Annotated in this window: 21 protein-coding genes; 15 read left to right on the top strand and 6 right to left on the bottom strand. The window is 45.6% G+C overall.

Annotation, left to right across the window (positions count from 1 at the left end; genetic code table 11):
- Positions 1-31: 31 nt before the first annotated feature.
- The gene (locus A6D97_RS12360; protein ID WP_017066354.1) at positions 32-1,546 is read right to left on the bottom strand and encodes a PLP-dependent aminotransferase family protein; all 1,515 of its coding nucleotides are present in this window, start codon (positions 1,544-1,546) and stop codon (positions 32-34) included.
- 239 nt (positions 1,547-1,785) lie between these two features.
- Here A6D97_RS12360 and A6D97_RS12365 point away from each other — a divergent pair, with 239 nt between their 5' ends.
- From A6D97_RS12365 to A6D97_RS12380, 4 genes are all read left to right on the top strand, one after another.
- On the top strand, positions 1,786-2,652 hold the full coding sequence (locus A6D97_RS12365; protein WP_065584482.1) for a transporter substrate-binding domain-containing protein: 867 nt from the start codon (positions 1,786-1,788) through the stop codon (positions 2,650-2,652).
- Between the two features lie 131 nt (positions 2,653-2,783).
- A complete protein-coding gene (locus tag A6D97_RS12370; RefSeq protein ID WP_017066356.1) occupies positions 2,784-3,425 on the top strand; it encodes an amino acid ABC transporter permease in 642 nt (213 codons plus the stop codon).
- 115 nt (positions 3,426-3,540) lie between these two features.
- On the top strand, positions 3,541-4,206 hold the full coding sequence (locus tag A6D97_RS12375; protein WP_016767936.1) for an amino acid ABC transporter permease: 666 nt from the start codon (positions 3,541-3,543) through the stop codon (positions 4,204-4,206).
- Positions 4,199-5,053, top strand: coding sequence for an amino acid ABC transporter ATP-binding protein (locus tag A6D97_RS12380; protein ID WP_065584483.1), 855 nt, complete (start codon positions 4,199-4,201; stop codon positions 5,051-5,053). Before A6D97_RS12375 ends, A6D97_RS12380 begins: the two co-directional genes overlap by 8 nt.
- A gap of 104 nt (positions 5,054-5,157) precedes the next feature.
- Here the strand turns inward: A6D97_RS12380 and A6D97_RS12385 are convergent, their stop codons facing one another.
- Positions 5,158-5,886 (bottom strand): UTRA domain-containing protein, encoded by a 729-nt coding sequence (locus A6D97_RS12385; protein WP_065584484.1) that lies wholly within the window; start codon positions 5,884-5,886, stop codon positions 5,158-5,160.
- A gap of 211 nt (positions 5,887-6,097) precedes the next feature.
- Here A6D97_RS12385 and A6D97_RS12390 point away from each other — a divergent pair, with 211 nt between their 5' ends.
- The 6 genes from A6D97_RS12390 (at position 6,098) to A6D97_RS12415 (ending at position 11,538) form a co-directional block, all read left to right on the top strand.
- Entirely contained in the window at positions 6,098-7,222 is a 1,125-nt protein-coding gene (locus A6D97_RS12390) for an ABC transporter substrate-binding protein (RefSeq protein WP_065584485.1), read from the top strand.
- 61 nt (positions 7,223-7,283) lie between these two features.
- Positions 7,284-8,183 carry an alkaline phosphatase family protein gene (locus A6D97_RS12395; protein ID WP_065584486.1) on the top strand — a complete coding sequence of 300 codons (900 nt, stop codon included), beginning with the start codon at positions 7,284-7,286 and terminating at the stop codon, positions 8,181-8,183.
- Positions 8,180-9,073, top strand: a complete 894-nt coding sequence (locus A6D97_RS12400; RefSeq protein WP_065584487.1) for an ABC transporter permease subunit — start codon at positions 8,180-8,182, stop codon at positions 9,071-9,073. The genes A6D97_RS12395 and A6D97_RS12400 overlap by 4 nt, the downstream gene beginning before the upstream one ends.
- The gene (locus A6D97_RS12405) at positions 9,073-9,858 is read left to right on the top strand and encodes an ABC transporter permease (RefSeq protein ID WP_004732591.1); all 786 of its coding nucleotides are present in this window, start codon (positions 9,073-9,075) and stop codon (positions 9,856-9,858) included. The genes A6D97_RS12400 and A6D97_RS12405 overlap by 1 nt, the downstream gene beginning before the upstream one ends.
- On the top strand, positions 9,858-10,877 hold the full coding sequence (locus A6D97_RS12410; protein ID WP_065584488.1) for an ABC transporter ATP-binding protein: 1,020 nt from the start codon (positions 9,858-9,860) through the stop codon (positions 10,875-10,877). Before A6D97_RS12405 ends, A6D97_RS12410 begins: the two co-directional genes overlap by 1 nt.
- A gap of 1 nt (position 10,878) precedes the next feature.
- A complete protein-coding gene (locus A6D97_RS12415) occupies positions 10,879-11,538 on the top strand; it encodes an HAD family hydrolase (protein WP_065584489.1) in 660 nt (219 codons plus the stop codon).
- A gap of 75 nt (positions 11,539-11,613) precedes the next feature.
- On the opposite strand, the gene A6D97_RS12420 is transcribed toward A6D97_RS12415, so the two are convergent.
- From A6D97_RS12420 to A6D97_RS12430, 3 genes are all read right to left on the bottom strand, one after another.
- Positions 11,614-12,279: a response regulator gene (locus tag A6D97_RS12420; protein WP_017094156.1), complete on the bottom strand. Its 666-nt coding sequence runs from the start codon at positions 12,277-12,279 to the stop codon at positions 11,614-11,616.
- Positions 12,276-13,646, bottom strand: coding sequence for an ATP-binding protein (locus tag A6D97_RS12425; protein ID WP_065584490.1), 1,371 nt, complete (start codon positions 13,644-13,646; stop codon positions 12,276-12,278). The genes A6D97_RS12420 and A6D97_RS12425 overlap by 4 nt, the downstream gene beginning before the upstream one ends.
- A 288-nt stretch (positions 13,647-13,934) precedes the next feature.
- Entirely contained in the window at positions 13,935-14,180 is a 246-nt protein-coding gene (locus A6D97_RS12430; protein ID WP_010432281.1) for a hypothetical protein, read from the bottom strand.
- Positions 14,181-14,481: 301 nt separating this feature from the next.
- Between A6D97_RS12430 and A6D97_RS12435 the strand changes: the two genes are divergently transcribed.
- The 5 genes from A6D97_RS12435 (at position 14,482) to maiA (ending at position 20,937) form a co-directional block, all read left to right on the top strand.
- Positions 14,482-16,530, top strand: a complete 2,049-nt coding sequence (locus tag A6D97_RS12435) for a DUF3466 family protein (protein ID WP_065584491.1) — start codon at positions 14,482-14,484, stop codon at positions 16,528-16,530.
- Positions 16,531-16,967: 437 nt separating this feature from the next.
- Positions 16,968-18,041 carry a 4-hydroxyphenylpyruvate dioxygenase gene (gene hppD / locus A6D97_RS12440; RefSeq protein ID WP_065584492.1) on the top strand — a complete coding sequence of 358 codons (1,074 nt, stop codon included), beginning with the start codon at positions 16,968-16,970 and terminating at the stop codon, positions 18,039-18,041.
- Positions 18,034-19,164, top strand: a complete 1,131-nt coding sequence (locus A6D97_RS12445; protein ID WP_065584493.1) for a homogentisate 1,2-dioxygenase — start codon at positions 18,034-18,036, stop codon at positions 19,162-19,164. Before hppD ends, A6D97_RS12445 begins: the two co-directional genes overlap by 8 nt.
- A gap of 9 nt (positions 19,165-19,173) precedes the next feature.
- On the top strand, positions 19,174-20,211 hold the full coding sequence (locus tag A6D97_RS12450) for a fumarylacetoacetate hydrolase family protein (RefSeq protein WP_065584494.1): 1,038 nt from the start codon (positions 19,174-19,176) through the stop codon (positions 20,209-20,211).
- A gap of 21 nt (positions 20,212-20,232) precedes the next feature.
- Positions 20,233-20,937 carry a maleylacetoacetate isomerase gene (gene maiA, locus A6D97_RS12455; RefSeq protein ID WP_065584495.1) on the top strand — a complete coding sequence of 235 codons (705 nt, stop codon included), beginning with the start codon at positions 20,233-20,235 and terminating at the stop codon, positions 20,935-20,937.
- Positions 20,938-21,148: 211 nt separating this feature from the next.
- Here maiA and A6D97_RS12460 read toward each other — a convergent pair whose 3' ends face one another.
- On the bottom strand, positions 21,149-22,078 hold the full coding sequence (locus tag A6D97_RS12460) for a carbamate kinase (protein ID WP_065584496.1): 930 nt from the start codon (positions 22,076-22,078) through the stop codon (positions 21,149-21,151).
- Positions 22,079-22,519: the final 441 nt, after the last annotated feature.

Here is a 22,519-nt window from a genome sequence, read left to right on the forward strand (position 1 = left end):
ATCAGTCTGGTCAAACTGCTCTTAAGTAATGCTAGATCTTCATCACCTCTGACAGCTCTTTGATACCGGGTGCGATCAGATCTTTGTCGATGGCGTGAAAGCCCAATCGAAAATAGGAATTGGGGTCATATTCTGACAATGCTTCACAGCCCGATTCCGTTTCGGTATTCGTCATAAAGTGTGAATAGCCTGTCTCAATCAATATGCCCTTTTGGGCGGCTCGTGACGCTAAGCGTTGGCTATTGATGTGACTGGGCGTTTGTAGCCACAGAGAGTTGGCCTGCTCGCTTTGAGCCAGTCGCTTGCAGTCAGGTAGGTACTTCAAGACCGCATCGTTGATCAGCTTCCAGCGCTGGCGAGTGTTTTCTCTAAAGCGCCTCACAAAGCTGTCGTAGTAGCCTTGTTCAATAAAGTGCGCTACTTCCATCTGAACACGGCTTGGCGCATGTCGGTACATCAAGCGACGCAGTATTCTAAGATCGTAGATTAACTCTTCAGGTGCCACGATGTAGCCTAACCTCAAGCCGGGTGCCAGTAGCTTAGAGAAGCTGCTGACGTAGATGACTCTCCCTTCCTTGTCATTGGCTTTTAGCGCGGGTTTAGGATTCCACTCCACGTTGCACTCGGCGTCATAGTCATCTTCGATAATTACCGCGTCATTGGCTTTGGCCATTTCAAGTAACTGAGTTCGACGCTCATCACTCATGGTGACGCCGGTTGGAGCTTGATGGCTAGGCGTGACATAGAAGTGATCACACAGTGAAGAGTGCTCATTGAATCTCAATCCTTGTTCATCCACTTGATGCGGGTGTAACTGCGCGCCAGAGAGATTGAAGATGTGATTCGCTTCTTTGTAGCCGGGGTTCTCGACTCCGACTCGACTCTGATGGTTCATGAGCAAAGTCGAAATCAAATACAGCGCATTCTGCGAACCTAAGGTTATGAGGATCTCATCACTTTGGGCATGAATACCGCGCTGTGGGAGCACCCTTGTGCGTATCTGTTCGACCAGCATGTCGACGTCTTTATCGACCTTGTCGCAAAGCCAGCGGTGATCATGTGGGTCTGAGGTGACCTTTCTTGTCGCTTCTCGCCATTGAGCTAATGGGAAGTCATTGATAGAGGGTTGGCCAAAAATAAATGGGTATTGGTAACAACTCCAATGCGAGGGTTTGACGATGCGTGGGTATTGGCCCAATTGCAGCTTAACGCGTTTGCTCCAATCCGGTGCATTGTCGCTGTCGGCTGATTCAAAATGATCCAAACTCGCGTCGATAGTATCACTCGGGTTTTCATACTTTTCTGAAAGGTAATAACCACTGCGAGGCTTACTGATGAGGTAGCCATCGTCGAGCAAACTGTCGTACACCAACGAGACAGTATTGCGTGAAACACCCAATTGGCTAGACAGCTTACGACAAGACGGAAGCGCTTGTTCAGCCGGAAAAATACCATTCAATATCGCCGTCACCAAATAGCTACGTACTTGTTCTTGCAGGCTTCTTTTGGAATCAAACTCGATGAAACAATTGTGATTTATCGCCATGAGATACAGTCCTTATTCTCAGTGAACCTCAGTCCAATTTGTATAAAAGAGCAAGAAATGCGCCAGAGTTCATATTGATGTTTTAAGAGTGTGTTTTGCTCTCTCTCAACCCCGAAAATTACGTTGTCCCAAACTAGAAAATCGTTCTGTCCCAACCTGAAAATTAAATTGGCTCTACGTCTCCGATGCATTCCGTTCATAAAGTAAAGGCAGGCAAATAATCTCGATAAGGAAAGCGTATGAAACAGGGAATGACGATGAAGGCATGGGTTTCAACAGCGGCAGCGACAGTTGTACTGGGTTGTTTTGGAGTCGCACAAGCATCGGAGCTTGCAGCCATCGAAAAGCAAGGCTTCATGAAAGTGGCGACAGAAGACAACTACTCTCCATTCAACTATATCGACCGCGGTAAGCCTGCGGGGATTAACAAAGATTTGCTTGATGAGTTACGTGAATATTCGAAGTTCGATATCGAACAAGAGATCTTACCTTGGACAGGACTACTCGCTTCGGTATCTGCGGGTCAATATGATGTGGCGTTAACTGGCGCGATCATTACCGATGCTCGCTTGAAGGCCTTTGATTTCACTCCACCTATCGCTTCAGCGCAGCATTACTTCTTAACCAGAGCTGACGCGGAAGATATTAATACGGTAGCCGATTTAGATGGAAAAACAGTGGGCTTACAAGCGGGCAGTGCTTTGCTAGAAAGGCTTCCAGAGCTCGAAGTGATGCTCGAAGCACAAGGCAAATCTTTGGGTAAAGTGGTGCAGTATCAGTCCTACCCAGAAGCGTATTCCGACTTGGCAATCGGCCGAATAGACTATGTGATCAACAGTGTGGTTTCAGTTAACGAGGTAGTGAAGTCGAAGTCAAAGGTATTCAAAAAAGGCGAAGCAGTCTCTGGCCCAGGTTTCGTTAGCTGGCCAGTTCCTAAAGATAATCCTGAGCTTTTGGCTTACCTAACGGAATTCTTCCTACACCTTGAGCAAACAGGAAAAATGGCAGAGTTGCAGAAGAAGTGGTTCGGTGAATCGTTCGACCAACTCCCTTCAGAAGCCATCACTTCGGTTGAGCAGTATCACAAGCTAACAGCCGTTCAATAGATGAATAAGCATGCGCCGACACAAACAGTTAGCGGCTGTTTGTGTCCATGCCAATGGGTTCAAAGCGGTTTAACCCATGAGTCTTTGGCGCACAATCTATCGAAAGAAGTCGCTGATCAAAGAGGTCGTTTATGGATTATTACGCTTGGGAACAGTTACTACAGGGCGCGTGGGCAACGGCATGGATATCGGCAGTATCGATTGTATTAGGTGTCGTCATCGGCCTAATGATTGCCTTAGTTAGAATGATGAAAATCCCGTTTGTGGATCAAATGTTGGGTATCTATGTCAGCTGGGCACGAGCAACGCCTTTGGTGACACTGGCTCTGTTTATTTTCCTTTCTTTTCCGTCATTTGGCATCAATTTAGATAAACACGTTTCTGCTATTTTAGCTCTCACACTCAATACATCGGCATTCAATGCAGAGATTTGGCGCAATGCCTTTCTTAACTTTTCAAAAGGACAAATGGAAGCGGCAGAAGCCATTGGTATGAGACGTATCACTTATTTTCGCCGCATCATGTTCCCGCAAATGGTGATCATGAGCCTACCAGCGCTAGTCAATGAGATGTCGTTCTTAATCAAAGGCAGCCCAGCGATTGCGGTGATCGGCATCGTCGACCTAACTCGTGTCACCAATCGAATCTCTGCGGTTACCTATGAACCACTTGGGCCGATTCTATGTGCCGGTGCCATTTACATGTTGATTATTGGCGTGTTGGTGAAGTTGCAAGCTGTGGCTGAAAACCGAGCCACTTATCTGCAGCAATAAGTGCATACATCTGTTTACAGTAGCAGCAACAGTTTGGCCGTCATCACTACTTGGTCAGCTACACCATTTACCTGCTTGTGAAGCGTCATTGAGTGGGTAAATTTAAGGAGTAAATATGGAAGAATGGAATATTATCTGGCAACAAAAAGAGCTGTTTGCTTCTGGTTTTGTGACCACGTTTTATCTTTTTGTTTCGTCTTCAATCTTGAGTTTCGTCATAGGCATTGGTTTGTTGTACTGTCTCGAAAACTCGAGACTCGGTGTTAAGTACACCATCAACAGTTTGATAGGCATGATGCGCACCTTACCGTTTCTGATTTTAGCCTATCTGCTCTATTACGGTTTGCCTCAGGTTGGCATTCGACTAGATGCAGTGACTGCGGGAATCATCGCACTCAGCCTCTATCATGGTACCTATTTCTGTGAGATTTTCCGAGGTGTTCGTAAGGGGTTAGAGCCTGGTTACATCGAAGCGGCGCACGCTTATGGCTTTTCTAAACTCAAAACATTTACCCGAGTTATTACCCCAAATGTGTTGTTTAAGTCGGTTCCACTGATCACGAACCAACTCATCATCTGCTTAAAAGACACTGCGTTTCTTAGCATCATCACCGTCGCAGAAATTACCGCGGCCGCCAACAGCATTCAATCAACGTACTTCATCCCATTGAATGCGTTCATCATTGCTATCGCGCTCTACTGGGCCGTGAGTATTGCACTTGAAACCATCACCAAACGAATCCAAACCAAAGTTGAACTTAGAGGACTTAGCCATGCTTAAACAATCAGAGATTATTGAAACGGAAGCACCGATTAACCCTTCTTTGGGCGTGAATTTGGAAGTGATTGAGTGCGAGCCACTATTGGAAGAACGAGAGACGATCATCAAGGTTGAAAACCTGTCGAAACAGTTTGATGGCATCGAAGTACTGCGAGACATCAACCTCAACATCAACAAAGGCGATGTGGTGAGTATTCTCGGCTCGTCAGGTTCGGGGAAATCGACGCTACTGCGTTGCATGAACTGGTTAGAGCAGCCAGAGCGCGGCACGATTTTTATGGGTGATGAGCGTATTGGTATCAACTCTGAAACGGGTAAGCCACTCAAATACAAAGAGTTGGCGAAACTTCGAGAGCGTCTTGGAATGGTTTTCCAAAGCTTCAACTTGTGGCCGCATTTAACCGTGTTGCAAAACGTTATGGAAGCGCTCGTTCACGTTAAGAAGATAGCGAAATCAGACGCCGAAGAGATGGCACGTAAGCAACTCGATAAGGTTGGGATGTCGCACAAACTAGAGAACTACCCAAGCATGTTATCGGGTGGGCAAAAGCAACGTGTCGCTATTGCCAGAGCTCTCGCGATGGAGCCGGATGTGTTGCTGTTTGATGAACCAACGTCAGCACTCGATCCTGAATTGGTCGAAGAGGTGTTGTTGGTGATGAAGAAACTGTCGCAAGAGGGCTACACCATGGTGGTTGTGACACATGAGATGGAATTCGCGCGTCAGGTGTCGGATCAAGTGGTATTCCTTGAGAAGGGCATCTTGATTGAGAAGTCCAACCCAGAGAAGTTCTTCACTAACCCAGACTCACCAAGGGTAAGGCAGTTCCTCAAGCTTGATTCGTGAACTAGATGATCCACATCACCTTAATGTTTGATTGTTAAAAAACTCCGACTGAATCAGTCGGAGTTTTTGTATTTGTGTTGCTACCGCATTAAGAGGATGTGGTACTAGCCAATACTATCAATATTAATCACTACAGAATCGGGTCGCCAGTATTCCAACTCGCAATCCATTAGTTCACCGTCCTGTTTGTAGTTCACTCGGCAGATCTTAAGAACAGGCTGGCCCTCTGCCAAATTCAGCGCCTTGGCGATATGCGCAGGGGCAGAGGTGGGTATCACATCAAAGCGCGAGCGTTTGGTCTCGTAGCCGTATTTTTCTCGGTAGATGCCTGTCAGCGACATGGTGAGGTTTTCTGACAACACTGTCTCAAACAACGGCGCTTTTAAGACGTTTTCAACAAACAGCACCGCTCTGCCATCAATAAAGCGTAATCGCTCAATCACGTGTATCGGGGTTATCTGTTCTATTTCTAATGCTTTGGCGTAATCGCCTGCTGCCATCTCTGTACGGGTGCTGAGCAGTCTGGTTTCTGCTATGCGGTGTTGTTCGCGGATCATTTGATGAAAGTGAGAACGTGACAATGGGTTATAGCGAACACGTTCGGGTGACACATACCAGCCACGGCGCTCTTCTCGGTATATCAAACCTTCGGTTTCCAGAGACACCAACGCATCTTTGAGCGTGATTCGTGTGGTGGAAAACAGTTCGCTAAGGTTTCTTTCTGATGGCAGTTTTTGCCCCTCGGTGAAGATGCCAGATTGAAGCTGTTCTCTTATGCTCGCCTTAATTCTGCCTAGTTGTGTCCCTGATTGCCCTGTAGCCAATGTTCTCATTACTGATCTTGTCCATAAGTTCGTGTGCTCAATAAGGTAAACCACGGAGTTAACAGGAATGTGACAGTAAACAATGGCTTATTGTCATATGAGTGAAATATAACTACCACGTAAATACACTCGAACTGTCAAATAACTTACGGCAAACCGTCATATTCCGGCTATAGCATACAAACCGAACTTACTGACCTAGTCCAGAAGGATAGAGACAATGAAAACTTTGCTTAGCCGTTCAACTGTATCGCCAGCTAAATTAATCGGTTCACCTGCAAAATTGATAGGCACAACCGCTAAATTGATTGGTGTAACAGGACTTACGGCAACACTTTCAATGCCAGCGATGGCGAAGGATGCTGATCTTGAGTCACTGATTGAAGCCGCTCAAAAAGAGGGTGCAGTTTACAGTGTGGGTATGCCAGACAGTTGGGCAAACTGGAAAGGCACATGGACTGATCTGAAAGCAAACTACGGTTTGAAGCATCAGGATACCGATATGAGCTCGGCTCAAGAGATCTCGAAATTTGAAGCAGAGAAGAAAAACGCAACCGCTGATATTGGTGATGTGGGTTTTGCATTTGCACGTGTGGCAGTGAAGAAAAACGTCACTCAGCCATACAAACCAACCACTTGGAATGACATTCCAGACTGGGCAAAAGACAAAGATGGTCACTGGGCTCTGGCTTACACTGGCACCATCTCTTTCATTTCCAACAACAACCTTGTTGAAGATGCGCCGAAAACTTGGAGTGACTTACTAGAAGGTGACTACAAAGTCACAGTCGGTGACGTAGGCGTAGCAGCGCAAGCAAATAACGCGATTTTAGCGGCTGCATTTGCTAACGGTGGTGACGAGTCAAACCTAAAACCGGCGATTAAATTCTTTGGTGAGCTAGCGAAGCAAGGCCGTCTGTCTTACACCGACCCAAGCATCGCGAATCTTGAAAAAGGCGAAGTGGAAGTGGCAATCATGTGGGATTTCAACGCACTGAATTACCGCGACAAGATTGACCGTGAGCGCTTTACCGTCAGCATTCCACAAGATGGTTCAGTGATCTCTGGTTACACCACCATCATCAACAAATACGCGAAAAACCCGAACGCGGCGAAGTTGGCTCGTGAATACATCTTCAGCGACCAAGGCCAAATCAACCTAGCAGAAGGTTACGCACGCCCTATCCGTAGCAGCGTTACGTTACCTAAATCAGTACAAGACAAGCTGATCTCGAACGAGCAATACAGCAACGTTCACCCAGTGACTGACTTCTCAGCATGGGAAAAATCAGCACGTCGCCTACCACGCCAATGGCAAGAAAGCGTATTGATTCATCAGCAGTAACCCCGCTTAACACGCCACCTTCAATAGGTGGCTTTTAGAAACAAGCAATAGAGAATAGACCATGAGCAATAAGGCTATCCTTGTTGTTCTAGATGGACTGAACTATCAGGTAGCCCGTGATTGCATGGGCTACCTGAACGGTCTTCTAGAGCAAAGTGATATGTATGAGAAACAGGGCGATTTGCAGACAAAACAGGGCGATTCGTACAGTAAACAGGGCACTTCGCAGAGCACGCAAAAAAATAAGCTGCGCGCCACGCTTTACCCTGTGCAGTGCGAGCTGCCGTCTATGTCACGTCCACTGTATGAGTGCATCCTGACCGGTGTTCGCCCTGTTGAGAGTGGCATCGTCAACAACCAAATCGTGCGTTTGTCGAATCACGAGTCGGTATTTAGCTTGGCGAAGTCGCAGAACAAAGTGACGGCAGCTGCGGCTTACCATTGGGTAAGCGAGTTATATAACCGAGCGCCATTTGATGCAGTACGCGACCGTTTCACCAACGATGAGACCATGAACATTCAACACGGTTGTTTCTACCACTGGGATCACTACCCAGATGAAGCCTTGTTCTTGGATGCAGAGCACTTGCGCGTGACTCATCAGCCTGATTTCTTGCTGATTCACCCAATGAACATTGACGACATGGGACACAAGCATGGGCTGGATTCTCGCCAGTACCGTAATAGTGCTCGTGGCGCGGATATCTACCTATCGAACTACCTTGAGAAATGGGTAAATGATGGTTATCAAGTGATCATCACCAGTGACCATGGCATGAACAATGACTTGTCTCATGGTGGCATTCTGCCTGAAGAGCGTGAAGTGCCTTTCTTTGTGATTGGCGATAAGTTTACACACCAAGCATGTTCAGTGAAACAGACCGACATCTGCGGCAGCGTGTGTCAGCTACTCAACCTTGAACACGATAAATCTTACACTCAGGAATTGTTGGCCCTATGAGCAGTTCTGTAATCACGCAGACCGATGGCTCTGCGCTTAAACCCAAAACCAAATCTTTTTTTCAACGCTTCAAGCCCGCTTTGTGGCTTGCGCCTTTCGCGCTGTTCTTCTACCTATTCCAACTGGCACCTATGGTTTGGGTGCTGATCAACAGCTTCTTCTATGACGATGAGCTCTCTCTCGAAAACTATTCTGAAATATTCGATTCTGCTTTCATGATGCAGGCTTTTGGCAACAGTTTATGGTTGTCGATTTGGTCGAGCATTGTTGGCTTGGCGATTGCGACTCTGTTGGTCTCTTCATTGCGCCGTGTTGATTCTAAAATCCGCGATGCGGTGATCGCGTTTACCAATATGAGCAGCAATTTCTCTGGTGTGTCTCTGTCGTTCGCATTCATCATCATCTTGGGCACCAATGGTGCGATTACCTTATTGCTCAAGCAGTATGGATTGCTGGGTGATTTCGACCTTTACGGCAAGTGGGGCTTGCTGGCGATTTACATCTACTTCCAGATCCCATTGGCGGTGTTGTTGCTGTATCCAGCGTTCGATGCCTTGAGTGACGATTGGCAAGCCGCCTCTGCGCTGCTTGGTGCGAAAACTTGGCAATACTGGACCAAAATCGCGCTGCCTGTGTTGTCTCCTGCCTTGTTTGGCACCTTCATCATCTTGATTGCCAATGCGATTGGCGCGTATGCGAGCGTGTATGCGTTGACCTCAGGAAACTACAACGTGATTACGATTCGAATCGCGAGTTTAGTATCAGGCGACTTGTTCTTAGAGCCAAACCTAGCTGCCGCAATTTCCGTGATTCTGATGGCGATGCTGGCCTTCATCACAGTGATTAACCAATGGCTGATCAGTAAAAGCTACGCAGGGAAGAGAAAGTAATGAACACCGTAAATACTCGCTTTCATAAAACGGTTGTCTATTCGATTGTCGGCATCATGATGATCCCGATCTTAGCGACCTTTATCTACTCGATCTCTTCTCGATGGGGCGCAACGATCCTGCCGGATGGCTTCACGTTAGATTGGTACATCAACCTGCTGACCGATCCTCGCTTCTTGCAAGCCTTTGGTCGTTCACTGTTTATCTGCGTGGCGGCACTGTCATTGAGTGTAGTGTTGGTTCTGCCTGCGATTTTCGTGGTGTTTTACTATTTCCCGAAACTCGACAAGGTAATGAATATCCTGATCTTATTGCCATTCGCTGTACCACCAGTAGTGTCATCGGTTGGTTTACTTCAATTGTATGCAGACAGTGAAATCTCACTGATAGGCACGCCGTGGATTTTGATTGGCACCTACTTCACCATCGCGCTGCCATTCATGTACCGCGCGATTGCCAACAGCTTTGAAGCAATCAACTTGCATGACTTGATGGACGCTGCTCACCTGCTCGGTGCAAGCACCACCAAGGCGTTCTTGTTGATTATTCTGCCAAACCTTAAGAAAGGCTTAATGGCGTCGCTGTTCTTGTCGTTCTCGTTCCTATTGGGCGAGTTCGTGTTCGCCAACATCTTGGTGGGTACACGTTACGAGACGCTGCAAATCTACCTATACAACATGCGTCAAACCAGCGGCCACTTCACGTCAGCCCTTGTGATGACGTACTTCCTGTTTATTTTCTTACTGACTTGGTTGGCAAGTCGTTTCAGCCAGGGAACAAAATAATGAGCTATGTAAATGCGAAAAACCTCACCAAGCGCTTTGGTGACAACACAGTGTTTGAAGACATTGAATTTTCCATCGAGAAGGGCGAATTCATTACTCTGCTTGGCCCAAGTGGCTGTGGTAAATCGACTCTACTGCGTAGCTTGGCAGGTTTGAATCCGGTCGATGGTGGCGAGATCTGGGTCAACGGTGAAGAGATAACTCACCAAGTGCCGCAACAACGTGGTATCGGCATGGTGTTTCAATCTTATGCCCTGTTCCCTAACATGACGGTTGAAGGAAATATTGCGTTTGGCCTGAAAATGAAAAAGCTTGCTGCTGACGAGATTAAGCACGAAGTCGCGAAAGTGATTGGGTTGGTGGACTTAACGGGCAAAGAGAAGTTCTACCCGCATCAGTTATCGGGCGGTCAACGCCAGCGTGTGGCCTTGGCAAGAGCTTTGGTGGTCAAGCCGCGTATTTTGTTATTAGATGAGCCGCTTTCGGCGTTGGATGCGAAGATCCGAAAGCACCTACGCCAACAGATCCGAGATATTCAAAAAGAGATGAACCTGACCACGATCTTCGTGACCCACGATCAAGAAGAGGCGATGATCATGTCTGACCGCATCTTCTTGATGAACAAAGGCGAGATCGTACAAGCGGGGACACCCGAAGAGATCTACACTCAACCTGCCAATGAATTTGTGGCTGGGTTCATGGGGCACTATAATCTGGTGCAAGCAAACCAAGCCAAGCAACTTTTCAACATTGAAACGGAATGGAAAGTGGCGATTCGACCGGAATCTATCTACGTGAAAGAGCAAGGTCGACAATATGGCGAACATATCTCTGCGCCAAAAACCGGTACAATTCGTAACCACCAGCTCTTGGGCAACGTGATTCGCTACCAGGTAGATGTCGATGAATGTGAATTAACGGTCGACTTATTAAACCGTTCCTCTGAACGACTGTTGGCAAACGGCAGCCAACTTGAACTCCTGTTTAACCTTAACGAAATTCAACCTGTGAGAGCCTAAGATGTTCAAACCTTTGTATGTATTTGATATGGACGAAACGCTGATCAATGCCGATGCAGCGATGCTTTGGAATGAGTTCTTGGTTGAAAAGGGCATTGCTACTGCGCCTAACTTTATCGAAGAAGATAAGCGCTTAATGGGCCTGTATTCGGAAGGCAAACTGAACATGGAAGATTACCTAGCATTCTCCATGCTGCCTTTAGCCGACATGCCAACAGAGCAAGTTACAGCATTGGTCGAAGAGTGTGTTGAACAGCATATTTTGCCTAAGCAGTTTAAGCAGTCTAAACCCTTGATTGAGCAGCTAGATCGCGACAACATCGATATGTTGATCATCTCTGCTAGCGTGACTTTCTTAGTAGAAGCCGTGGGTCGTAAGGTGGGTATCGAGAATGCACTCGGTATCGACTTAGTAGAAAGCCAAGGTCGTTTTACGTCTGAAATCTTAGGTGTGCCAAGTTACCGAGAAGGTAAAGTGACTCGCTTAAAAGAGTGGTTAGATAAGCAAGAAACCAATTACTCAGACATCCATTTTTATACGGATTCAATCAATGACTTACCTTTGTGTGAGCATGCTGATTTTGCCTATCTGGTGAATCCATGCCCGCGTTTGAAAGCACTGGCCGATCAACCGAATTGGTCGATTCTCAACTGGGATTAAATTGAATCTTATATTCGAATTAGGTTCATTCTAGAACTCATCAAGCCGCTGACTACAGCGGCTTTTTGATTCGTATTATTCTATTTCTAGTTTGTAACCTATCCCGTAAATGGATTTAATGTAGTCACATTTTTCATTTATCGAGACCATTTTTTTGCGTAAGTTTTTAATATGGCTATCGATAGTGCGATCACTGACCACTCTTCTATCGTCGTAGATTTTATCAATCAATTGATCGCGACTATAAATGCGGCCAACATTTTGATAGAGAAGGTGCAAAAGCCGAAACTCAGCTGGCGTTAAACTTAGCTTAATACCACATAGGACGGCGGTCATACTCAATTCATCAATATCAATGGCGTTCGTTGTTGACGTGGCTTGGGGCTTGTTGGAACGGCGCAAAATATTTTTCACCCTCACAACCACTTCTCTCGGGCTGTACGGCTTACATATATAATCATCTGCACCCAGTTCAAGCCCAACGAGTCGATCAATCTCTTCGACCTTGGCTGTCGCCATAACCACTGGGATGTCACTGAACGTTCTCAGCTCTCGATAAATATCCAACCCGTCTCGATTGGGTAGCATGAGGTCGAGAATAATGAGTTTAGGCGATGCTTGCTTTACCCAGTCAATGACAAGGTTACCATCGATAATATGATGACTTTCAAGGCCAGAGTGCTCTAAGTACTCACACAGTACACTTGCTAATGCAGGCTCATCTTCGACGACTAAAATCACGATTTTATTTCCTTTGGTAACGCTATGATGATTCGTAGTCCACCCAATTCTGAGTGGTCGGCAGTAATGTGTCCTTGGTGCGCTTCAACGATATTTTTACAGATAGATAAGCCAAGCCCAGAACCGCCACTTGATCGACTGCGCGATTTATCAACGCGGTAAAGCCTCTCAAACAAACGCGGAAGTGATGCATCAGGTACACCTGGATCACTGTCTTCAACGTTGATAATAATACTATCACTAATGTCGGTAACATCTATCGATACATGCCCATTATCGCTAGTGTATCGTGCGCTATTTTCCAACAGATTCACAAACAGTTGTGTCAGTAATCTCTCATCACACGAGGTAAACAGTGGGGCTGAATGGTCATAGTGCTTTGTTAATGTGATGTTTTTTTGTTCTAAACGGATCGAGTTTTGAACGATCACAGAATCAATCAGTTTATGTATATCAACGTTGTTTTTAACATTGAGGTTAAATCCGATGTCATACAGGGAGAGTTGGTGAAGATCCTCAACGAGTTGACCCAACGTGATGATTTGTTGATGTAACGAGTCGATGTATTTTGGTTCAGGTGATCGAATACCGTCTTGTAGCGCCTCTAGTTCACTTCTAAGCACGGTGATAGGCGTTCTAAGTTCATGTGAAATATCTGATAACCACTGTTCTCTAAGTGTTTTCTGTTTTCTTAGTGTCTCGACAACACCGTTGAATATTCCGATGAGATCAGACAATTCATCATTGCCGCTTTTTTTAATGTAGAAATCGAGATCGCCATTTTCGATAGATTTGGCACCTTTCGACAAAGCACGCAATGGTTTCAAAAATCGCCTAACAAGAAACAAAGAGATAAGGAATGAAAGTAACACGGTAATCGATGCGATAGTGCTTACATGCGTCGTTTGTTGTTTGAAAAAGCTTTCTGCTAAAGGCCCTGATATTTTATCCATCTGGACGATAGAGATATACCCAATAACTTGATCATCCAGTGTTATTTCGACTAGCGCTTGATGCTGACCATCTTCAAGGTGATGTAGGTTTTCAGGCGGTCCAATTATGGCTCGCCCGTCTTGATCTAAAATGTTGAGTCGTTGCCAAATAGGTTGAAGGCCTGGCGCTTCCGGCTCTCTTAATGGTGGTGGCGATGGGTGTCTGTCACGAGGATGTGGTCGTGAGGGGCCGCCAATGCTACTGGCGATTAAATGTGGTTCACGCTCTAGCCGCCTCCACTGTTCGGAAGGTGAGTAATATTGCTTTAAGTTATTGGCGAGTTCTTGAGCTAGGGCAATCTCATTATTATTTGTGAAATCTTGGAGCCCTCTTTGAAAACTGGAGTTAATAAAATAGGTCAGTACAAAGAGCATGGTCACGCACACCATTAGTATTGAAACAAACAGTTTGGTGAAAATTGATATGCGCACGTTCTCTCCAGAAATTAAAGTGAATTAAGACGATAGAGTGAGTTAAGACAATAAAATGAGATAAACCAATATTAGCCCTCGATCGTGTGGGAAATATGGACATTGATTTCTTTATTCATCTTAGGCCATGTATAAGCACTCTTTTGTTAGAAATGAATAGCGAGCTGACAGGGTGCTATACCCCATCAGCTCGCATTGAATTATCACTATTTTAGGATAACCCTCTAACCATTATTGACGTCTTGGTGGTGGTGGCGGAACTTCCTCTTCCGATAGACCACCGCTTCCATCTGCGTCTAGTTTATCAAAGTCATCGGCGAGTGGACCTCTGAGCTCTTCTAATTGTAACTCGCCATCACCGTTTGCATCCATTTCTTCAAAACTTGGCATTTCTCTTGGACCTTCACGGCTTTCAGCACACGCTTGAAGCGCGAATGTCGATGTCAGTAAAAGTAATGCTGTCGTGATTTTTTTCATAATTTAATTCCTATTCGTAACCAAATATAAGTGTATTTCTTTGACGCAAATAGGTTAGCGATCAAATTAGCAGAGAAAATGGATAAATCTAGGAGATGAAAGTTAGCGTTTAACTTTAATAGGGCATCAGTTCATCAGCCCATCAAGTCAGGTTGTTTAAACCTCCATTGTTTCTACATAGTTTCCACATTTTCTATTTTTATCCTAGTCCATTATTGAACTCATGAATTTAATGCCTTTAGCAATAAAGGCAGAAAGCTATCGTTGGTATTGAAATGGATTATTTTTTAGGAGCCGTAGAATGAAGGCAATGGTAAAAAAATCAGTCGTTGTCTCTTCTACGTTGTTGGTTGCTTCTTATAGTAACGCTGCGCTTTATAGGGTGGTTTTGGAGGAATCACCAGTAGAAACTGAATCGGTGTATGGGGTCGCAGTTGAACCAGAGCTTGGTACAACGGATTGCTTTAGTACCAGTTGTGGTGACACCGACTACGCATTCGCAGGGGAAGCTCAAAATGCAGAACCAGGTTTTTCCTTTAAAGAGGAGGTCCCCTTTGGTATCGATAACACGTTCTACTATTTGGATTATGACGATATCTATAGCTACTGCACGAGCGAACTTGGCTACGCGACTTGTGAAGCTTGGAGTTCTTTATTGTGGTATGGCGATGATGATGCGGGCATTGGAGGCTTGAAAAATGAGCGTGATGCGTATTACGGGCTGAGCTATCAGACCAATTCCACGGCTTTTTATGATTCTTCTTCGCTAAGCGAGATCCCAGATGTTGGCAGCAACCCACCTGATGTGAGCAGTTATAGTTATTCCTTTGTTGATGGAACAGAGGAGAAGGTCATCACTAAAGTTGACGAGAATGGTTTTGTTCTTGGTAACACCAGCAGTGGTTACTACAGTTATAACAACCAATATATTCAGTTGTATAGGCAGCGTGGTTACTACGATACAGGCACTGAATTTACGGTTCTCCAACCTGAAGCCGATACCAGCATTACGATCAGCGATGCTGACGGCGAAGCGAATATAATCTCCCAAATGGGAAGAACGATGGCTTTTGACTCTTTCAGTTATGGAGGGGAAAGCTATGTGGTCGGAAGCGCGTCCGTTGCGACTTTTTATTACAGTGATGGATACAAAGATTATGACTCTCCGTACACATCCGACAGTGATGCTGAGGATCTAGATAATTGTATCGATGAAGATATTGAGCCTGCTTTATATCCAGAGTGTCAGAACTTTGCTTTTGCTAATCGAGCTTTTGTCTGGAATATAACCGATGCGAATGGTCCCAATGATGATGGAAACCGTTTTGCAGTATCCGATTGGGAAACCAGTTCGACCTATTACTCTTACAACGATGATGAAGCTTCAGCACAAGCGAGTGTGAGGGCTGCAACGATTTCGTCTAGAGGGACATATAGCTCTTATCCTGTTTTAGTTGGTTACAATACGGAACTAGATGATTCAGATAACTTTCTTATGCAGGCTGCTGTGTTTAGGCCAAGCAGTACGTCAAATTTCAGCGTTTCGGAAAATGCTTGGACGACTACATTTATCGCTAATGCGACGGTAGAAGTGAGTGATTCATACATTCACAGTAATTCTGTCGCAACAGACATTAATGAAAACATGATGGTTATTGGTTATGCAAAAAGAGATGGTGATTATCCGTCGGATCGTGTGTCTGATAATCGTATGTTCGTCGCTGATGCGAATGACACAACGCCAACAGCCACATTCTTCGCAAGTTTAGGTGAAGACATTTTCTTTGACAGTGCAGAGGGAAAAGCAAGTGAGATCAACAGCTACAATGAAATCGTTGGCTATGTTGACGCCGAAACTCACGCTGAAGTAGACGGACATGAAAGAAGGCATCGCGGCTTCATTTTCCCTTATAACGACACTGGTACCGATGCTGATAGACGTGCAAGATATAATGATCAAGCTTGGTGGTTAGACGACCTAACTAACGGTGGTGACGACAGTGATGCCAACAACCACTTTAGAATATTGGACGCAACCGACATTAATGACGCGGGTGTTATCTCAGGGACGGCAATACAATGTTTTGCGAGTGAAAGTAGCTCCTCTTCTATGGCTTATGATTCAACCGCACACTTTGCTTATTGTAATGATGGAGTAGGTGACGAGAGGGTGGTGGCTGTAAAACTTATCCCGATATCTGGAGCAACAAGTGAAGACATTGCTGAAAGAAGTGATGATAGCGCTGAAGATGTTGAACGTAGTGGTGCCGGTACCGGGCTATTGGTGCTTATCAGTTTAATGTCCGTGCTTTCAGTTCGCTTGAAAAAGTCTCGTTCTGTGATTGCCTAAATTGATGACGTGCTCACGAGAGAAACAACCTCTATTTGACCGTCAACCATTAAAGTAATGGGTTAGGTTTGATACTTCGTCCCATAAGAATACCGCTGGGATATGAAGCTTTTTAAAAGAGCATCACCTGTTTTGTGATGCTCTTTTTACGTTCAACATACACTTATCTCTTTCTGCTTTAGCCAAAAAAATCACTTGTAACAATTAAGTAACATCTCTTGCTTTGCTGTAAATCAAACCACCACTCTTCAATCCCTTGATAGCACTCACTTTCCTGTTGTGAGGGTTTGTGTGTAACAATTATTTTACAATTTGACGGGTTTTTAGCGTTATTGCCCATTTCCTTCGATGCATTCCAATCTTTCCGCTTGTGGGCCAAATTTAATTAAGGACAAAAAACACGTAATACAAAACCAATAGGTACAAGGAGAAAGTTCATGGTGGATACATACAACCCGCTTGGTACGGATGGATTCGAGTTTGTTGAATACACGGCCGTTGACCACAAGGGAATCGAGCAACTTAAAGCGCTGTTTGTGTCACTTGGTTTTGCCGAGATCGCTAAGCACCGTTCAAAAGAGGCTTGGCTGTATCGACAAGGTGACATCAACTTTATCGTCAATGAGCAGCCACACAGCCAAGCGGAAGCGTTCGCTAAAGTTCACGGCCCATCGGTGTGTGGCATGGCTTTTCGTGTTAACGATGCAACTGCGGCAATGACACAAGCTTTCAGCGGCGGTGGCGAAGAGTATAAAACAGAAATTGGACCGATGGAGCTGAGCATTCCTGCCATTTACGGCATCGGTGAAAGCCTGCTCTATTTTGTGGATCGCTACGGCAAGCAGAGCATCTACGACGTTGACTTCCGATTCTATGACGATGCGGAACAGCGCATGGCCGAAGCCAATGTTGGCTTGTATGAAATCGACCATCTCACGCACAACGTGAAGCAAGGCAATATGGATGTATGGTCTGGGTTTTATGAGCGCATCGGTAACTTCCGCGAGATTCGCTACTTCGACATTGAAGGCAAGCTGACAGGCCTTGTGAGCAGAGCCATGACCTCGCCATGTGGCAAAATCCGTATCCCTATCAATGAGTCTTCCGACGACAAATCACAAATTGAAGAGTTCATTCGTGAATACAACGGCGAAGGTATCCAACACATCGCACTCGCCACCGATGATATCTACAAAACCGTGAAGACTCTGCGTGATCGCGGCATGGACTTTATGCCAACACCAGACACCTACTACGAGAAAGTTGATGATCGTGTGAAAGGCCACGGTGAAGATACCGATCTGCTGCGCGACCTACGCGTTCTGATTGATGGCGCGCCGACCAAAGACGGCATCTTGCTGCAAATTTTCACGCAGACAGTAATCGGGCCTGTGTTCTTTGAAATCATTCAGCGTAAAGGCAACGAAGGCTTTGGCGAAGGCAACTTCAAGGCGCTGTTTGAATCGATTGAAGAGGACCAGATTCGTCGAGGAGTATTAGACGATGCATAAATGGATCTCGTTTCCTCATCGGGAGGGGGTGTGCTCTAAACAAGCGCATGCCGACTTCCCCGAAGAGGCAATTTATGAGCGAGAAGCGGGCCGAAGTGGATTCTTTGGCCCTGCCGCTCACTTTCATCACCAGCATGCCCCAACAGGTTGGTCGGAGTGGGAGGGTGATTTACGTCCTCGCGCTTTTGATTTTACGCTGGTGGAGAAAGCTAGCCAGATAACCCCTTGGGCGGTGCCTCATCTTTTGCACAATGCGGACTGCAAAATCCGCGTGTGGCGCATGGATGAGAAGATGGATTTCTTAGTGCGTAACTCCGATGGCGATGAGCTGCTGTTCATTCACCAAGGCAGCGCCGACCTCTATTGTGACTATGGTCATCTAGCGGTGAGTGAAGGGGATTACGTGATGATCCCGCGCTCGACCAACTGGCGTTTAGAGCCAAGCGAGCCGATGTTTATCTTGATGATTGAGAATACAGACGCGGCTTACTCTCTGCCAGAGAAAGGCATGGTCGGCAATCATGCGGTGTTTGATCCTGCTGTGCTCGACATCCCTTCTATCAATGATCAATTCCGCGCTCAGTATTCAGAAAACCAGACTCAGGTTCAGGTGAAGCGCCACGACAAAGTCAGCGTGATCACCTATCCGTTCAATCCATTGGATGCAATTGGTTGGCATGGTGATTTGGCTGTGGTGAAAGTGAATTGGCGCGATATCAGACCGCTGATGTCACATCGCTACCACTTGCCACCTTCTGCGCACACGACGTTTGTTGGCGCAGGCTTTGTAGTGTGCACCTTTGTACCACGCCCGATTGAGAGCGACCCAGGTGCATTGAAAGTGCCGTTCTACCACAACAATGATGACTACGACGAAGTGCTGTTCTATCACGCTGGTGACTTTTTCAGTCGCGACAATATTGAAGCGGGCATGGTGACTTTCCATCCAGCAGGCTTCACTCATGGACCCCACCCTAAAGCGTTTAAGGCAGGTCAGGCGCATAAGAAGAGGTTTACCGACGAAGTGGCGGTGATGATCGATACTCGCCATGCACTGCAGTTCTCTGATGAGCTCGATAGCGTTGAGAACAAAGAATATGTCTACAGTTGGCAAGAGAAATAAGGGACAAGGATGAAATTAGCAACCAAGAAAAATGGCACTCGCGACGGTCTATTGATGGTCGTGAGTAAAGATCTCAAACAGTGTGTGGCTGCCACTGAAATCTTCCATGCGATGCATCTGGCGCCAACCATGCAAGTAGCCTTGGATAACTGGGACAGCGTTGCACCTCAGTTAGAAGAGTTATACACCTCGTTAAATAACGGGCATGTGACAGGCAGTGAAGTGTTTGCGTCTCAGTATTGTGAATCGCCTCTGCCACGCGCTTATCAATGGGCGGATGGCAGCGCTTATGTAAACCATGTTGAACTGGTGCGTAAGGCGCGTGGTGCTGAAATGCCAGAAAGCTTCTGGGTTGATCCATTAATGTATCAAGGAGGCTCAGATGCGTTTATCGGCCCTCGTGACAATATCGAATTTGCCAGCGACGAGTGGGGCATCGATTTCGAGGGTGAAGTCGCGGTTGTCACCGGAGATGTGCCAATGGGTGCTAGTGCTAAGCAAGCGCACGATTCGATTCGTCTGCTGATGTTGGTGAACGATGTGTCGCTGCGTGGCTTGATTCCAGCAGAGCTCGCCAAGGGCTTTGGTTTCTTCCAGTCTAAGCCCTCTTCAGCGTTTTCCCCGGTTGCCGTTACGCCTGATGAGCTAGGTGAACAGTGGAAAGGCAGTAAGGTACACCTGCCACTGACTTCAACCTACAATGACCAGCCTTTTGGTTGTCCGAATGCCGGTGTAGATATGACCTTCAATTTTGCAGAGTTGGTTGTGCATGCAGCTAAAACTCGACCATTATCGGCAGGCGCGATCATAGGTTCAGGCACGGTATCGAATAAGCAAGGCACTGACCACGGCACCTCAATTGCCGAGGGCGGCGTGGGCTATTCATGCATTGCCGAGGTGCGCATGATTGAGACGATTCGCGATGGCAAACCTTCGACTCAATTCATGTCGTTTGGTGACTCGATCAAGCTTGAGATGCTTGATGCGGCGGGTGATTCCATTTTTGGCGCGATAGACCAAAAAGTGAGCCAGTATCGAGCGCTATAATCCACGTAATAGGGTTTCAGTATGAGCGAGAGCATCGTGAACAAGAACATTATACTTTACGGTTACTGGCGCTCTTCGGCTGCCTATCGGGTGCGTATTGGATTAAACCTAAAGCAACTCAACTATGAGTCTAAATCGGTGCATTTGGTGCGTAATGGCGGCGAGCAGCATGATCCACAATATCGCGAACTCAATGCCAGTGAATTAGTGCCGGTGCTGGTGGATGGTGAAGTTCAACTCAATCAGTCGCTGACGATCTTGCAATACTTGGACGAAAACTATTTGTGTGAGAGCAGCCCAGACGCCTTGTTGATTCCCGAGCAAACACCATTGCGCTATCAAGCGTTGGCAATGGCGCAGGATATTGCGATAGAAATTCACCCTCTGAATAACCTGCGTGTGTTGCAGTATTTGGAGCGAGAGTTGTCGTGTGAGCAAGAGGCGAAAATAGACTGGCTTCACTATTGGATGAGCCAAGGTTTTTCGGCATTAGAAGAGAAGCTTTCTAAGCATCGTCAAACATACGCTGATTCAGTTTATAGCCTCACCGATTCACCATGCATTGTCGATATTTGCTTGGTGCCACAGGTGTATAATGCGCTGCGCTTTGGCGTTGATATGTCGCCTTATCCGCTGATTAACTCAATTGTCGAAGCGTGTAATCAGTTGCCCGCTTTTATTGATGCGATGCCAGAGAATCAGGCGGATGCGAATGATTCCATGTAGATTCACTGATGTAAACGCAAATACTTTTCCCTTACGCTGCCAAAACCGCTTCTTGAAAGAAGCGGTTTCCAACATTAAATATATTAAATACAGTTAGTGTGTGAATATTTATCTCGTTTAGAACTAATATGGATTTAATAAAAAGCCTTGTTATTAATTAAAAGGCTTTACCCCAAGGTTTTATATTAGTGGTGATTATCATTCGATAATATTAATAATAAAAAATACCTTCACCTTTAGTAATCAGAGTACCAGCTTCATTGGTAATTATTTTATCTAAATCAAATAATGAACCAATCGCCGCATTACCCAATCCAGCTTCAACGAACTTACAAACGGCATCAATTTTTGGCCCCATAGAACCAGCAGGGAATGAAAATTCTGCTAAACCAGCAGCCGTTGCTTGCTTCATTTCTGCTTGGTCTTCTTTACCATAGTTACGGAAAATCGAACCATCGGTTAAGATAATAAATAAGTCGGCATGGATTTTTTCAGCCAGTAATTCAGCCGTAAGGTCTTTGTCAATTACGCACTCTACGCCAGTACTCTTACCATGCTCAATACTCACGGGAACACCACCGCCGCCACAAGCGATAACAAGGTTTTCTGTATCTAGAAGAGTTTCAATTTGCTGAATTTCAACAATGCTTTTTGGCATAGGAGAAGGCACAACGCGACGGTAATACTCGCCATCAGCTTTAAACTGCATTGTGCTTTGAGCCATTAACTCTTTAGCTCGTTGCTCTGTATATACAGGGCCAACAAATTTAGTTGGGTTAGCAAACGCAGGGTCTTTTTTGCATACTTCAGTTTGCGTGACTAGCGTCGCTACGTCTAATTCAGGGTCAATGTTTCTTAGTTCTTGCTGTAACATATAGCCCACCATGCCACAGGTTTGAGAGCCGAGTACATCCATTGGATACGGGGTCGTCTCAGGCGAATATTCGTTATAAGCCGCGTTTTGTTCCATCAACAAACCTACTTGTGGGCCATTACCATGAACGATAACAATCTCATGCTCGCGTGCGATCGCGGCAATACTCGCCGCTGATTTGATTATATTTTCACGTTGGTTTTCAGCCGTTAATGCTTGGCCTCTTGCTAAAAGAGCGTTACCGCCTAAAGCTAATACTATGCGCATGATAATGTCTCCGATCATTTAATAATGATTTTATTTTACGTAGGGATTAACCGCTTGTTTCTAATTAAATTCAAGCTTATTAATAACAGTGACTAAGTTTTTAATCACTCTTAAGTAATTAACATACCGAGATAGTATGGGAAAATAATCGTCCTAAATGTGATAGTTATCAAATTATTATTTCACTAGAAATGGAGCTGTGGAAATAGGAGTTATTGCAATTCGATTAAATATCCATAAGCTTGGATACAATCTAGCGGTGGAGGCTTTTTTGGTATGAATGATTCGTCTTTAGTGAATATTATCTCTGGCTATAAAATGATTAATTTTCTATTTTTGTTTTAAATATGATGAGCAGATCGCATTAAGAGCTTTAGAAAAGGCACGAGGCTTTGTTGCGTAATTCAATGGAACTAAATCAAGAACCTACGATCTGATCAG

The organism is Vibrio sp. ZF57 (genome assembly GCF_001691235.1).
GTDB lineage: Bacteria > Pseudomonadota > Gammaproteobacteria > Enterobacterales > Vibrionaceae > Vibrio > Vibrio crassostreae_C.